We start from the raw sequence: 14,926 nt of genomic DNA, 5'->3' as shown, positions 1-14,926 counted from the left end.
ACGTCCTCGCGCCGTCCGCCCACACCATGCGCAAATGGCTCGTCATAGGTCTGGCCTTCGCCATGCTGTCCGTGGCGGTGGCGGTGTCGTGGCCCCGCTCCGGCGTCCCGGCGTCCACCGGGGGCGCGGGGGCTCCCGCGGTCCGCGCGCTGCCCGAGTTCGAGCCGGTGGAGGTGTCCTCCGGCGCGTCCGAGGGGCTCACCCTCACCGGGCGGGTGATGGATCCCTCCGGCCGGCCCGTGGCGGACGCGGAGGTGTCGCTCGCCGCGAGCGCGCAGAAGACGCTCACCTCGGTGCGCTGTGACGAGTGTGGACAGGCGCTGCTGGCCTGTCCGGCGCGCGAGAGCGGCATCCACGCGTGGGCCTTCTTCGAGCAGGCCCGGGGTTTTCTCCAGGCGCGGGCCAGCACGCGCACGGACGCGCAGGGCCGCTTCCGCTTCGATCACCTCTCCGGCGTGTCCTTCTCCGTGTGGGCCCGGGCCGGGGGCTTCGGTGCCGCCCTGCGCGAGCGCGCGGCCCCGGGAGAGCCGGTGGAGCTGTACCTGTCCTCGCCCCGGAGCATCGGCGGGCAGGTGGTGGACGACGCGGGCCGGGGTCTGCCGGGCGCCCGGGTGTACGCGGTGTCGCGCAAGGTGCCCGTGCCGTCCGAGGCGGTGACGGGTCCGGAGGGCTCCTTCACCCTGTCGGGGCTCGGCGAGGGGCCCTTCTATGTCGTGGCCTCGGCCCAGGGCTTCCTGCCCTCGGTGGAGCACCAGGTGGAGGCGGGCCCGCGCCCCGTGCGGTTGCGTCTGGAGCCCTCGCGCACCCTCGAAGTCCACGTCACCCACCGGGGCCAGCCCGTGGAGGCCACGGTGCGGCTGCGGGCGGATCACCTCGCCCGCGAGGCGCGGACCGAGCGCGGCGTGGTGCGCTTCGAGGACCTGTACCCGGACTCGCTCGTGGTGTCCGCCGAGGCGGGGGCGCTCGGGGCCGAGCCGCGCACCCTGACGCTCAGCGAGCGCCTCACGCGGGTGACGCTCGAGCTGGAAGAGGCCGGCACGCTGCTCGTCACCGTGGTGGACGAGGCCGGGCAGCCGGTGCCCTCGCCGACCCTGGTGCTGCGCACCTCGCGCGGCCCCCTGCCCATCCACACGCAGAAGCCCCAGACGGGCGCGCTGGTGCAGTTCGGCCCCCTGGCCGTGGGGGACTACGTGCTGGAGGGCAAGGCGCCAGGCTACCAGGACGCGCAGCTGCCCGCCCGCGTCAAGCCGGGCGAGACGACGCTGGAGCTGGAGATGTCGCGCGCCACGACCATCTCCGGCCAGGTGTTGGATCAGTACGGCCGGCCCGCGCCCAACGTGTCGGTGCTGGTGCAGCCCACCGGGGAAGCGGTGCTCGCGGACGAGGAGGGCCACTTCTCCGTGCCCGTGCCCACGCCGGGCCTCTACGAGCTGCACGCGCACCACTCCGAGTGGGGCGGCGGACAGGTGAAGGCGACGGCTCCGGCGGAGGGCGTGAAGCTGGAGCTGGAGCCGCGCGCGGCGCTGGAGGTGACGGTGACGTCCGAGGGGCGCCGGGTGGAGGGCGCGGACGTGATGTTGTGGGTGGAGAGCGAGGGCATCTTCCGCAGTGACTCCACCTCGGGCTCCGATGGCGTGGTGCCCATGCGCGGCCTGCCCGCGGGCACCTACGCGCTGGTGGCCACGCACCCGGACTACCTGCCCTCGCCCCGGCAGAACGTGGTGGTGGAGGACGGGCAGACCCAGCGCGTGACGGTGTCGCTCGAGCCCGGGGCCGTGCTGCGCGGCGAGGTGGTGGACACCCAGGGCGTGCCCATCGCGGGCGCGACGGTGTCGGTGCTGCCCCGCGCGTCCGAGGCCGTGACGACCGATGCCCGGGGGCAGTTCGAGATGCGCGCCCTCAACCCCGGACGCCCCTATCTCGTGGAGGCACGGCACTCGGCGTACGACCAGGGCGAGCGCGTGCAGGGCTCGGCCGGAGGCGAGCCGGTGCGGGTGGTGATGAATGCGCGCACCCTGTTCCGCGGCCGCGTGGTGGCCGAGGACGGCGAGCCCGTGCGCCACTTCCAACTGGAAGAGCACGAGGTGACGAGCGCGGACGGGCGCTTCGAGGTGGCGCTGTCCACCGTGGAGGATCGCGTCATCGTGTCCCTGGAGGCGCCGGGCTTCGTGCCGCTGACGGTGGACAAGCCGGCGCGGCCCAATGATCTGGGCGAGCTGGTGCTGCAGCGAGCGGCCCAGGTGACGGGCCGGGTGCGCGACGAAGGCGGAGGGCCCGTGGCGGACGCGGTGGTGGGGTGTGACGCGTGCGATGACTCGGTGATGACGGGGCCGGATGGCAGCTTCACCCTGGCCAGTCCCTCCTTCGTGAGGAAGTTCAACGTCTCCGCGCGCAAGGGGCGCCTGAGCGCCTCGGCGCCGTTCTCCACGGAGGAGCGCCGCCCGCTGGAGCTGGTGCTCAAGCGCGCCACGCGGCTGTCCGGCACGGTGTACCAGGCCAACGGCACGCCCGCGGCGGGCATCCAGGTGGAGGCCATCAACACGGAGCGCTCAGAGCCGCTGAGCATCGTCACCGGGCCGGATGGGCGCTACTCCGTGGACGTGGCCCCGGGCAGCTACCGCTTCATGATGGGCGCGGGGCGCGAGTTCTCCGGTCAGACCGTGTTGCTCATCCAGGTGGGGGAGGGGGAGCAGCAGGTGAATTTCGGGCCCGCTCCCGGCACGCACCCGTTGACGGTGGTGCTGCAGCCCGGACGGGGAAGGGTGCTCTGGGTCGTCGCCGGGGACATGCGCGGGGTGACCCGTCCCCAGCAGGAACTGGCCCGGGTGGCCTACGGGCAGGTCATCTTCCAGCCGACGAGCGAGCGCGTCCTCCTGCAGGGCCTCGCCCCGGGGCGCTACACCCTCATCTGGGCGAGCCTGCACACCGACGAGGAGCCCCCCGTCGCGCGCACGGTGGATCTGCCCTCCTCGGCGGAGGTTGTCCTCACTCCCTGAGTGAAGTGCTAGCGTCGGTGGCATGCGCCCGCCTCTCTCTCGCGTCCATGCCCTGCGGCTGCGCAACCGCTGGAAGTTCATCCTGCTGGTGACGGCGCTCGCCACCGTGGGCGCGGCGCTCTGCCAACGCCACGGTTGGCTGCGGATTCATGACGCCGAACTCGCCGCCTATGATCAGGGGCTCACCTTCTTCACCCGGGGCCATGCGCGCTCGCGGGACGTGCTCATCGTCGGCATCGACGATCGGACGTTGCAGGGCATCCGCGACAACGCGCGCTACGTGCGCAACTACGGCGTCTATCCGTACTCGCGCAACCTGTGGGCCCGCGTCTTCGAGCACCTCATGGACGAGGGAGCCCGCGCCATCGTCTTCGACGGGGTGATGGACGAGCGGGGCACCGACGAGAGCAACGACCTGGCGCTGGTCCAGGTCCTGGAGGAGCGCGGCATTCCGCTCACCCTGGGCTTCAGCGTCAACGCGGGCCAGCCGCCCCTGCCCCGGGTGGAGCCCGTCAACCGCTTCCCCCGGCCTCCCGCCCGCGAGGGCCCAGCTCCCTCGCTCCCCGGGGCCGGGCTGGCCCCGGATCCCTTCGCCGAGCCGCAAGAGTCTCCAGCGCTCGCCCCCGAGGACGTGGCGCGGGCGCTCGCGCTTCCCGTGGAGCATCCCGGACTCGTGCTGCCCGCGCTGGTCCAGAAGCCGGGCGGCACCGGACCCCGGCTCCCCCTGCACCCCGTGCCGCCCCTGCCCATGCTCGTGCCCTCCGTGCCGGGCTTCGGTCTCGTGACGATGGAGGAGGACGCGGATGGGAAGCTGCGCCGCACGCGCTTCGCGTACTCGGACGGGGCGAACACGTACGCCACGCTGCCGCTGGCCGCGGCGGTGGATCTCCTCGGCGCCGAGCGGGTGGAGCTCGCACCGGGCCGGCTGCGCCTCGGTGCCCGGGAGCTGCCCATCAACCTGGACGGCACGGCGGAGCTGGACTTCGGCGGCCCGTGGCAGGAGCGCTTCCAGGCCATCAGCGTCTACGCGGTGCTGGAGGACTGGGCGCGCCGCCGGGAGCATCGCGAGCGGGGCACGCCCTTCCTCCCCGTGCTCCCCGAGGGCACGTTCCGCGACAAGGTGATCGTCGTGGGGGGCCTGTCGGTGGGCACCAGCGACGTGAAGGCTACCCCCTTCCAGAGCGAGGCCCCCGGGCTCGTCAAGCAGGCGGTGGTGCTCGAGGCGCTGCTGTCCGGGGGCTTCATCACCCAGGCGCCCTTCGCGCTGTCGCTGCTGCTCACCTGCGCCGTGGCGCTGCTGTCCGTGGCGCTGCTCACGCTCGCGCGCTCGCCTCTCCTGGAGATCGTCTGGCCGCTGGCGCTCTGCTTCGGCTTCTTCCTCTTCACCGGCGTGTTCCTCGAGCACGGACGGGTGCACGTGCTCAGCGCCATGCCCATCTACGCGGGCGTGTTCGCCTCCCTGGCCTCGGTGGCCGTCAACCACATGTTCGCCAACCGCGAGCGCGAGCGGCTGCGCCAGTCCTTCAACCGCTTCCTGGACAAGACGCTGGTGGATCAGCTCGTCGAGCAGCAGCGGCTGCCCTCGCTGGAAGGCGAGACGCGGGAGATCACCGCCTTCTTCTCCGACATCCGCGGCTTCTCCACCTTCAGCGAGCGCTTCAAGGACGATCCCCGCGCCCTGGTGACGCTGCTCAACCGCTACCTCACCCGGGTGAGCTCGGTGCTCATGGCGCACGGGGCCTGCCTGGACAAGTACATCGGCGACGCGGTGGTGTGCCTCTTCGGCGCTCCCTTGGACATGGCCGACCACGCGGTGCGCGCCTGCCACGCGGCGCTCGCCGTGCGTGACGAGGTGGACGCCCTGCGCGCCGAGCTGCGCGCGGAAGGCCTGCCCGACGTCTACACCCGCATGGGCCTCAACTCCGCGGAGATGTTCGTGGGCAACTTCGGCAGCGAGCACCTGCTGGACTACACCGCCATCGGCGATGGGATGAACCTGGCCGCCCGGCTGGAGGGCGCCAACAAGGCGTACGACACGGTCATCCTCATCGGCCCGCGCACCTATGCCCTGGCACGCGAGCACATCGAGGCACGCGAGTTGGATCGGGTGCGGGTGGCGGGCAAGGCGGAGGTCGTCACCATTCATGAACTGCTCGCACGCAAGGGCGCGCTGTCCGCGGCCCGGCGCGCCACCGTGGAGCGCTACGCCGAGGCGCTCGCGCTCTACCGCGCCGCCTGCTTCGAGCCGGCGATGCGCGTGTTGGAGGCGACGCTCGCGGCGGATCCGGAGGACGGCCCCAGCCGGGCGCTCCTCGCGCGCTGCTCGCATCATGTGTCCCATCCCCCTGCCATGCCCTTCGAGGGCGTGACGAACCTGGAGAAGTGACGTGAGGCCCCAACGACTCTCCTTCTGGCTGGCCCTGGTGGGTCTGTCCCTCGGCGGCCCGGCCCTGGCCGCCGAGCAGCCCGTCCGCACGCTGTACGTCAAGGCGAAGAACACCCACCTGAAGGCCTCGGGCAGTCCCACCGCGGACACCCTCCGGGTGCTGCAACCGGGCCAACCGGTGAGCTACCTCGGACGCGAGGGCACCACGTCCTGGCACCGCGTGTCGGTGGCGGCCGACCAGGGCCCGCTCCAGGGCTTCATCTACCAAGCCAATCTCTCCTCCTCGCCCCCCGCGCTGGAAGTCCTCAGCAAGGATCCTCAGAAGCCCCTGTCTCCCGAGGCCTTCGCGTCCTCGGGTGCGGCCATCAAGGCGATCGGCCCCGGCACCATCGAGTTCGGCAAGACGCTGGAGCACTCCGAGAGCGTCCAACAGCTCATCCGCCTGTCCGAGCTGGCCAGCCAGATACAGGACGCCGACGTGGCCGCGTACGCCCGCGCAGGCGGGCTGCCCGAGGTGGTGGGTGAGGGCGGGGTGACTCCGCCCCGGCCGGTCAAGGCACAGAACAAGAAGCGCAAGGGGAAGAAGTGATGCGCCGCCATCTGCTACTCGTCGCCGTGTGTCTGCCGCTGTGCGGCTTCGGCTCCTGCACCCGCTTCATCCAGGCGGACCAGCAGGCCAAGGTCCGCGCGAGCGAGATGCGCCAGGAATGCGTGGCCCTGCGCGAGCGGGTCATCACCTTCGAGGAGGAGCGCTCGTTCGGAGACGCGGTGAGCGCCCAGTGGGTGAGCGAGGGCGGGGGCCTCACCACCCAGGGCGATCCCGCGGCGCTGCATGTGCAGCTCAACAAGATTGGCAGGAACCTCGCGGCCCAATCCAGCCGGCCGCACCTGCCCTGGGTGTTCGGCGTGCTCCAGTCCGAGGGCGTCAACGCGGTGAGCGGCCCGGGTGGCTACGTCTTCGTGTCCGAGGGGTTGCTCGCGCGGCTGGACAACGAGGCCCAGCTCGCGGGCGTGCTGGCACATGAGATCGCCCACATCACGGGCAAGCACGCCCTGAACGAGTACCAGGACTATCTCGTGGGGCAGTGCGAGAACGCGGCGAAGGTCGAGGAGGGGAGCGCGTACCAGGAGGCGACGGCGCGGGTGGTCTCCTCGGCCGGGCAGCGGCTGGGACAGGGGATCCAGAACCTGTCCCAGGTGCTTCCGGCGAGTACCCTGCGGGACGCCTTCGCGCGGGCGGGCAGCAAGGCCCAGGGCTTCGACTTCGACCAGTCGGGCCGGGAGTTCATCCGCGCCGTCACCCGGGGCTTCGTCGAGCGCATCAACCGCCAGGGCTTCCGCCAGGAGGACGAGTTCGCCGCGGATCTCCAGGCGGTGGAGCTCATGGCGGCGGCCGGCTACGCGCCCGGCGAGTACGTGACCTTCCTGGCGAAGCTGCCGGAGCGGGGCGGGCTCTCCACGCCCCATCCGGCGAAGACGGAGCGGCAGGTCCGGCTGCTCAAGCACCTGGAGCGGCTGCGCGAACAGAACCTGGCCGCGGACTTCACCACGCCCGTGGACCTGGCGGGCACGAAGGTCGTGCCCCTCCGGGACGAACTCCTGGACCGGAGGAACCGCACCGCCACGCGCTGAGCACGAGCCGCACGCGTGTCAGGGATAGGTCGCGGGGAGCAGGGTGTCGCCCAGCTCTCCCAGCTTCGCCTGGTCGAAGCTCGTGTTGCTCATCACGATGACGGTGTGGCCGTCGGCCAGGACCCGGCGGGCCAGGACTCGAAAGCCGCCGGTCGAGCCGCTCTCCCACGCCACGCGGCGCTCGGCCCCGGCGATCTTCTCGAGCCGCGTGCGACCGCCCAGCGCGTAATGCTGTTCGGGAACGAGGACGGTCATCAGGGCCTCGCGCGAGGCGGGCGTGAGCACCTTGCCATCCAGCACTCCGTCCATCAGCTTCAGCAGGTCCTCCGCCGTGGTGGAGTACCCGCCGGCCATGGCCATGAAATCGGGAGTGGGCGAGACCTTGCGCTCGGGCGTGGGCGTCAGCCTGGCATAGCCCCTGGCCATGTCTGGCACCTTGGACAAGTCTCCCGAGTGGATGCCGCTGTGCTTCAGGCCGAGCGGCCGGGTCAGGAAGTCCCGGACCAGGACCGCATAGGACTTGCCGGAGACCCGCTCGACGAGGGCCTTCACGATGATCCAATTGGAGTGGGAGTAGTCCCACGCCTCTCCTGGTTGGAAGGCCAGGTCGCCACTGGCGTAGCGGCGCACGGCCTCCATCTGCTCCAGTTCGACACGGCCGATGGAAGGATCCGCCTTGTGGGCGGCGATGATCTGGTTGGGCACGCCACTGGAATGGCTCATCAGCCGGCGCAGCGTGAGTTGGGCGCCGGTGTCGGCGCGGTAGTCAGGCAGATAGGTGGTGATCGGCGCATCCAGCGAGAGCTTGCCCTGATCGACCAGCTTGAGCACGACGATGGACGCGACCCACTTGGAGATCGAGCCGACCTCGAAGCGGGTCCTCGGGGTGACGGGCACGTGGGCCTCGGCGTCGGCGAGGCCGAATGTCTGGACGTCCTCCACGTGGCGGCCCCGGCCCACCAGGACCACGCCGTTGAAGCCGTGCTCGGTGGCGAACCGGCGGGTGATTTCCCGGTAGTCCTCCGCCTCCGCCCTGGTGCCGAGGGCAAGGGTAGCGGCCATGAGCAGTCCCGCGAGTGCACGTCGCATCATCTTCCTTTCGTCGTCCTCCCTCGTACTACGGTGTGAGGCTCGTGCCGCTTGCATGCCGGGTCCACCCGGGCCACGAACACCTCCCGGGTGCCGCGGGAGGACACTCCCGGGTGGTCCGGTCCCGCGAGAAGGTTGCGAGCCCGGGCCATGGCGCGTAAGGAACGCGGCATGAACGCTTCGGCTTTGCAGGGGCGCCGGGTGATCGTCGGAGTAGGCGGCGGCATCGCGGCTTACAAGGCGTGCGAGCTGGTGCGGGAGCTGGGCCGCGCCGGGGCCCAGGTGCGCGTGGCCATGACGGAGGCGGCCCAGCAGTTCGTCACGCCGCTCACCTTCCAGGCGCTCAGCGGCCACCCGGTGCTCACGGACTATTTCGATCCCTCGCAGGAGGGCAACTTCGGCCACCTGGATCTGGCGCGCTGGGCGGACCTGTTCGTGGTGGCCCCGGCGACGGCGGACCTGATGGCGCGCATCCGCGCGGGACTCGGCGGCGACGCGGTGACCACGTCGCTGCTCGCCTTCCGAGGGCCGGTGCTGCTCGCGCCCGCGATGAACGTGGCCATGTGGGACAACGAGCGGACCCAGGAGAACCTCGCCGGGCTGCGCGCCTCGCCCCGTTTCCACTTCGTGGGCCCGGGGGCGGGAATGCTCGCGTGCGGAGACGTGGGCGCGGGCCGGCTCGCGGAAGTGCGCGACATCGTCGCGGCGGCCAAGGAGCTCTTCGCCCCGGGGCCGCTCGCGGGCCGGCGGGTGCTCCTCACCGCGGGGCCCACGCGCGAGTACCTGGATCCCGTGCGTTTCATCTCCAACCCCTCGACGGGGAAGATGGGGCTGGCGGTGGCGCGGGCGGCGCGGAGCCTCGGGGCGCACGTCACGGTGGTGCTCGGTCCGGTGGGCGAGGTGGATCGGACGGGCCTGGAAGTCGTGGACGTGGTGGGCGCGGAGGACATGGCGCGCGAGGTGCTCGCCCGGGTGGAGGACGTGGACCTCTTCATCGCGTCCGCGGCGGTGAGCGACTGGAAGCCCCAGACGCGCGCGGAGCACAAGGTGAAGAAGACCGAGGGGCCGGAGACGCTGACGCTGGTGCGCACGCCGGACGTGCTCGCCGAGGCCTCGCGGCGGGTGGCGGGGCGCGAGCGCAGGCCGGCGCTGGTGGGCTTCGCGGCGGAGACGCAGCGGGTGTTGGAGTACGCGCGCGGGAAGCTCGAGCGCAAGGGGCTGGACGCCATCGTGGCCAATGACGTCACCGCCCCGGGCGCGGGCTTCGGCGTGGACACCAACCAGGTGACGGTGCTCACCCGCGACGGGGGTGAGCATGCGCTGTCCGGCACCAAGCACGAGGTGGCTCGCGCCCTGCTGGACCTGGTGCGGGGCTACCTCCCCGCGCTGCCTCAGTAGGCGCTCCAGCCTCCGTCCGCCGTCACGACCGTGCCGTTGACGAAGGACGACTCCTCCGAGGCGAGGAACAAGGCGACCCGCGCCACCTCGTCCGGATGGGAGTTGCGGACATTGAGCGCCAGGCCGGGCCCCATCCGCTCCATCACCGCCGCGGGCACCTTGCTCATGTCCAGCCCGGCGGCGATGTTGGTCATCATTCCTCCGGGGGCGATGGCGTTACAGCGGATGCCGGCCTTGGCGTAGAAGAATCCGGTGTTCTTGGTGAGGCCAATCACCGCGTGCTTGCTCGCGGTGTAGGCCGCTCCGGCGCGCGCGCCCTGCAGGCCTCCCACGGACGCGATGTTGATGATGTTGCCCGCCTTCTTCTCGAGCATGATGCGCAGGGCGCTCCTCATGGCGCGGAAGGGCGCCGTCAGGTTGATGCTCATCAGGCGCTCCCACATCACGTCCGTCACGTCGCCCACCGGGCTGAAGTCATCCATGACGCCCGCGTTGTTCACCAGGATGTCCAGGGTGCCGTGGGTGCTCAGGGTCGTCTCGAACATCTTGTCGAGGTCCGCCTGCTGGGAGATGTCGACGTGCAGCGGAGTCACGACGCCGCCCGCGGCCCGGATTTCTCCGGCCAGGCTCTCGAGCCCCGCCGGGTTGATGTCGGTGGCGACCACGCGGCTGCCTTCGGCGGCGAAGAGCCGGGCGATGGAGCGGCCCAGGCCCGAGGCCGCGCCCGTGACGATGGTGACCTTGCCTTCTAGTTTCTTCATGGAGGAGTTCCCGAGGAGGAGGGGGGAGGACGGCGACTGGATGCGGACTTCTCTCGTGTCACTTCGGTTGTTTCCGACGGTGAGCCACTCGGGTCACCGCCGGGCGGAGACGGGGGCCAGCCACACTCCGACGAGCGCGTCGACCAGTCCGGCCGCGGTGGACTCCCACGTCGAGCGGGGCGGGGCGGTGCCCTCGTGCAGCGCGCGTTCCCGCTCGGCGCACATGTGCACGATCATCAACCGGCTCATGTAGCCACGCTCCTGCTGCACCTCCGCGGGGAGCCGCGGGACCAGCCGGAAGGTGCCCTCGATGGTCTGCTGCATCGAGGGCGAGGAGATCGCCTCGTTGATTACGAGCTCCCGGAAGGAGGGATGGGTCATCACCTGGGCGATGAACCGCGCGTACCAGGAGGGGCTGCCCAGCGAGGCGAGGTGCTCGGTGATCGGCCGCACGAGGCAGGACGCCCAGTCGCGCAGGTCCGGCGAGCCGGAGATCTCCGCGAGCAGCTCCGTCCGCCGCCGTTCGATCGACTCGAAGTGCCGGCGCACGATCGCCACCACGAGATCATTCTTGGAGCCGAAGTGGTAGCCGACCGCGAAGTTGTTGGACTGGCCCGCCGCCTCGCTCACCTGGCGGTTGGAGACCGCCTCCACGCCGTGCTCGGCGAACAGCCGCTCCGCGGTGACGAGGATGAGTTCGCGGGTCTCGCTGCCCCGGTCGGATTTGCTCGGACTCACCCGCGCACCCGGACCTGTTTGCTGTCGTCGGCACTCATCATGACCTCCGGGGAGAGCCCGTCCTCGAGCCCACGTGAGGATGATTAAGTCGAACGACTGATGAAGTCAATTGACTTAATCGGTAACGTGAACTTCCACCTCACCTGCCGTAGATGCCGTCGCCAGCGCGTTGCGGATCATGGGCATGGAATGGAGAAGTCATGGGGCTCCGGAAGGTGTAGTCCATGAACGCGGAGTATGAATGGGTTCACAGACCGGTGGGGTGGGGTTAGAAGGGGTCTGCCACCTTCACCCCTCCAGGGAGCCGCCCATGAGCCAGTTGTCTCCTCCCACGCTGCCGCAGAATGACACCCCGGACAACCGCGCGAGCCGGGCGCGAATACTGGCCGAGAAGCAGACCCAGTACGTGTTCGACTACCCGGCCATCGTCGCCGGGCTGCCCATGGCGGCGGCGCCCGTCCCCGTGGACATCTCGCTCAACTGGGCCATCCAGATCGCCGGGACGGCCATCCTGCTGGGGGAGAACTTCGTGGATGCGCTGCTGCCCAACCTCTTCAGCTTCGACGTGCAGATCCCCGTCAAGCTCGGCCCGGGGACCTCGAGCGCGACCACGGCCGCCATCTACACCGAGGCCGCCCCTCCGGAGGCGAGCGTGTTCGACGCCTCGCTGAAGAACCGGGATTTCGACAAGCGCGACGTCCTGGCCTTCCAGTCCATGCTGAGCGATGCGCGTGAGGAGCTGGCGGGGCTTGCCCAGAACGCGCATGCGCGCAAGGTCACGCGTCCACCGGAGGGCGCGCCGGGTGGCGACGGGGTGCTCGACACACCCGCGAACGCGGGGGCGCCGATGCTCGACAAGACCCTCGGGCAGGATGCCAAGAGCATCGAGTCCTGGCTGTCCCAGCTGGTCAAATCCGTGCTCGACTTCGTGCTGACGAAGGCGGGCCTCTACGGGCGCGCCACGGATCTGCAGGACTACGACGCACAGTTCCGCAAGGTGGTGCTGCCGTGGACCGCGGGCGTGTACCTCACGGACGAGGCGTTCGCCGCGCTGCGTGTCGCCGGCCCCAACGCGGGCATCCTCCAGCGGGCGACCCTCGCGGATCTCGCGCAACTGCTGCCCTCGGACGCGCTGTTCCAGCGCATCACGGGAGAGACGGGGTGGACGCGCGAGCAGGCCGTGGAAGCCGGGCACTTCTACCTCGTGGACTACAAGGCGCTCGCGCAACTGGTGCCGGGCACCACGCCTCAGCAGAAGTATGTGTTCGCGCCCAAGGCCCTCTTCTATGTGCCGCGCCTGGGAGGGGGCCGGGGCTCGCTGCGCCCCGTGTCCATCCAGATCGGTCAGGACACGAGCAGCCCCGTCTTCTACCCGGACGGAGGGCTCGCGTGGACGCTCGCCAAGACGTGCGTCAACATCGCGGATGGCAACTACCACGAGCTCATCAGCCACCTGGGGCTCACGCACCTGCTCACCGAGCCGTTCGTGCTCGCCACCGAGCGGCAGTTGGATCCACAGCATCCGCTCTACGTCCTGCTCACTCCTCACTTCGCGGGCACGCTGTTCATCAATTACAGCGCGGCGACCTCGCTCATCACCCCGGGAGGGCCGGTGGACAAGCTCCTGGCGGGCACCATCGACTCGTCCAACCAGGTGGCCGCCAACGCCGTGAAGGCGGTGCGCTACAACGAGTCGTTCTTCCCCGAGAAGCTCGCCCGTCAGGGCATCGGCTCACCGGAGGAGCTGCCCGACTACCCCTACCGTGATGACGCGCTGGCCCTCTGGAAGGCCATCCATGAATGGGTGTCGGATTACACCGCGCTCTACTACTCCGGGGAGGCGGACGTGGTGGGCGACTACGAGTTGCAGGCCTGGGTACAGGAACTGGTGAGCGCCGGGCACCTGCAGGACATCGGCGAGGGGGGGGCCGGTGGAACGCCGTGCATCTCCACGCTCGACTACCTGTGCAAGCTGCTCACCCAGATCATCTTCACCGCGAGCGTGGAGCACGCGGCGGTGAACTTCCCGCAGCGCACCGCGATGAGCTACACGCCGGCCATTCCACTCGCCGGCTACGCACCGTTCCCGGGCCCGGCCACTTCGGGCGCCGAGGCGACGCAGTTGTTGGATCTGCTGCCTCCGCTCAACCAGTCCATCCTCCAGCAGGCGGTGTTGGCGGGCCTGGGCAACGTCTATTACACGGTGCTCGGCGAGTACGGGGGCCAGATGTCGGATCCCCGGGCGCTGCTGGTGCTGGGCAAGTTCCAGCGCGCATTGCAGTCCATCGAGAAGCACATCCAGGCGGCCAATACCGTGGGAGGGCGCACGCCCTACGCGACGCTCCTGCCCTCGGCCATTCCCCAGAGCATCAACATCTGAGCGACGGGGGGAGCAGGGGGCCGCGGGCGGAGTCACGCCTCCGCCCGCGCCTGCCCGCCGGCCCCTGGAGGCCGGCGGAGTGAAGGCGGTGCTGGCTCAGGGGAGCCGGAACACGCGCAGGTTCTCTTCTCCCTTGCGCACGTAGACGAGGGCGTCGTGCGTCGCCAGGTAGAAGAAGCGGTTCTTGACGAGGTCGTGCCATCCGCCGAAGGCGCCGGCCTCGTACTGTGGCGCCTCGCGGAGCTTGAGGGCCACCGGGTCGACCTCGAAGGTCCGGTACTCGAAGCGCCCATCCCCGTCGCGGTCGTACGGGAACGCGGCGATGTAGCGATTGAGCGGTGGCACGTAGGTGAAGATCATTCCCTCGAAGTAATCGGTATAGGTGCGTGAGAGCTCGAGGTCGTGCTCCAGGTTGAGGAAGTCCCACTTCCCCGTGTCCATGTCGACCGTGATCAGCCTCGGAGGGAAGGTTTTGTGTTGCGACTCGGGGTAGGGGAAGCTCACCAGCTTGCGATCGACCCGGACCATCTGGGCGAAGAACCACACGGGGGGAGTGATGACCTCCCAGTTCCAGGACTGGTCATCGGTGTCGAAGGACCACCACTTCGAATAGTCGTAGTTCTCCGTGGGACCGAAGAGGTAGCGGTGTTTCACCTCGTCCCAGAACGTCCAGCCGGCCGAGCCGCCGTATCCCGTCACTCCGTCGTAGGTGGCCCCCGGGGTGTTGAAGGGGTTGTGGCGCTTCCAGGTATGGGTGGTCAGGCTGTAGCGCCACATCCGCCGGACGCCAAAGGCCACCTCCTGGAGGTCCGGGTTGTAGACGAGCCCGTTGTACGTGTGGCGGGCCACCGGGTGGCCGGTCGACGCGGCGGGCCGGGCCGGGTCGAAGAACTCATCCGCGTAGACGTCACTGTCCGGGTGGGCCTTGGCGTACTCCGCGGCGGGCGGGTAGTAGCTGTACGTGTTCCCATAGACGACCCCCGTCCAGTTCGCCGGGTTGTCGGGGAGCTGCTCGATGCTCCAGCGCATCTTCGCCATGTCGAAGCGGTAGAGGCCGTTGTTGGAGCTGTCGGCGTGCCCGCCGCCGAAGGCCCACCAGCGGGCGCCAGGCGCGTCGACCGCCACGCCGGAGTAGGCGTTGATGACCGCGGCGATCCCCCCGGAGCCGAGATCCCGGAAGCCAGGAAGCGCCGCCTTGACCTCCGCGTCCAGCGAGGTGAGCGGCGTTCCGGCGACCTCGATCCACCGCCCCTTGGGGACGAGCGCCCACGACGCCGCGTTCACGAGCCCCGTCGTGTCACGCCCAGGTGTCCACACGTTGCCCGTGAGCGTGCCGGTGTCCGTGCCGGTGCCCCAGGTGAACGAAGGCGGAGTGCCCCCATCGGGTGCGGGAGTGCCGCTGTCGGGTAGAGGAGTCTCGCCGGACGAGCCCTCCGACGGCGAAACACAGCCAGCGAACACGCCCGCGACGGAGAGCGCCAGGAAGAGACTCCAAGATGACGAACGTCGGCCCAGACGGACTGCACTCATGCTTCACCTCTCGGTG

Annotated in this window: 10 protein-coding genes; 6 read left to right on the top strand and 4 right to left on the bottom strand. The window is 70.1% G+C overall.

The annotated features are described in order from the left end of the window. Positions 1–26: 26 nt before the first annotated feature. The 4 genes from F0U63_RS27885 to F0U63_RS27870 are packed head-to-tail and all read left to right on the top strand — an operon-like array spanning position 27 to position 7,014. Positions 27–2,996 (top strand): carboxypeptidase regulatory-like domain-containing protein, encoded by a 2,970-nt coding sequence (locus tag F0U63_RS27885; protein ID WP_395848434.1) that lies wholly within the window; start codon positions 27–29, stop codon positions 2,994–2,996. Between the two features lie 22 nt (positions 2,997–3,018). Continuing rightward, positions 3,019–5,382: a CHASE2 domain-containing protein gene (locus F0U63_RS27880; protein ID WP_395834196.1), complete on the top strand. Its 2,364-nt coding sequence runs from the start codon at positions 3,019–3,021 to the stop codon at positions 5,380–5,382. 1 nt (position 5,383) lies between these two features. Next, positions 5,384–5,971, top strand: a complete 588-nt coding sequence (locus F0U63_RS27875) for an SH3 domain-containing protein (protein ID WP_395834194.1) — start codon at positions 5,384–5,386, stop codon at positions 5,969–5,971. Next, entirely contained in the window at positions 5,971–7,014 is a 1,044-nt protein-coding gene (locus tag F0U63_RS27870; RefSeq protein WP_395834192.1) for a M48 family metalloprotease, read from the top strand. The genes F0U63_RS27875 and F0U63_RS27870 overlap by 1 nt, the downstream gene beginning before the upstream one ends. 18 nt (positions 7,015–7,032) lie before the next feature. Here the strand turns inward: F0U63_RS27870 and F0U63_RS27865 are convergent, their stop codons facing one another. Then, complete coding sequence (locus F0U63_RS27865; protein ID WP_395834190.1) at positions 7,033–8,106, bottom strand: serine hydrolase domain-containing protein; 1,074 nt, start codon at positions 8,104–8,106, stop codon at positions 7,033–7,035. Between the two features lie 168 nt (positions 8,107–8,274). Here F0U63_RS27865 and coaBC point away from each other — a divergent pair, with 168 nt between their 5' ends. After that, positions 8,275–9,501 (top strand): bifunctional phosphopantothenoylcysteine decarboxylase/phosphopantothenate--cysteine ligase CoaBC, encoded by a 1,227-nt coding sequence (coaBC, locus tag F0U63_RS27860; protein ID WP_395834188.1) that lies wholly within the window; start codon positions 8,275–8,277, stop codon positions 9,499–9,501. Here the strand turns inward: coaBC and F0U63_RS27855 are convergent. Both F0U63_RS27855 and F0U63_RS27850 read right to left on the bottom strand, forming a co-directional pair. Further along, complete coding sequence (locus F0U63_RS27855; protein WP_395834186.1) at positions 9,495–10,262, bottom strand: SDR family oxidoreductase; 768 nt, start codon at positions 10,260–10,262, stop codon at positions 9,495–9,497. The two genes, coaBC and F0U63_RS27855, sit on opposite strands and share 7 nt — an antisense overlap. Positions 10,263–10,355: 93 nt before the next feature. Continuing rightward, the gene (locus tag F0U63_RS27850) at positions 10,356–11,000 is read right to left on the bottom strand and encodes a TetR family transcriptional regulator (protein ID WP_395834184.1); all 645 of its coding nucleotides are present in this window, start codon (positions 10,998–11,000) and stop codon (positions 10,356–10,358) included. A 310-nt stretch (positions 11,001–11,310) separates the two neighbouring features. On the opposite strand from F0U63_RS27850, the gene F0U63_RS27845 reads away from it, so the two are divergent. Beyond that, the gene (locus F0U63_RS27845; protein WP_395834182.1) at positions 11,311–13,380 is read left to right on the top strand and encodes a lipoxygenase family protein; all 2,070 of its coding nucleotides are present in this window, start codon (positions 11,311–11,313) and stop codon (positions 13,378–13,380) included. 96 nt (positions 13,381–13,476) lie between these two features. On the opposite strand, the gene F0U63_RS27840 is transcribed toward F0U63_RS27845, so the two are convergent. Next, positions 13,477–14,910 carry a hypothetical protein gene (locus tag F0U63_RS27840; protein ID WP_395834180.1) on the bottom strand — a complete coding sequence of 478 codons (1,434 nt, stop codon included), beginning with the start codon at positions 14,908–14,910 and terminating at the stop codon, positions 13,477–13,479. Positions 14,911–14,926: the final 16 nt, after the last annotated feature.

This window comes from Cystobacter fuscus (assembly GCF_044360685.1).
Taxonomy (GTDB): Bacteria; Myxococcota; Myxococcia; order Myxococcales; family Myxococcaceae; genus Cystobacter; species Cystobacter fuscus_C.
Note: the sequence above shows the minus strand (reverse complement) of the source record. Positions and strands in the feature narration are given on the sequence as shown.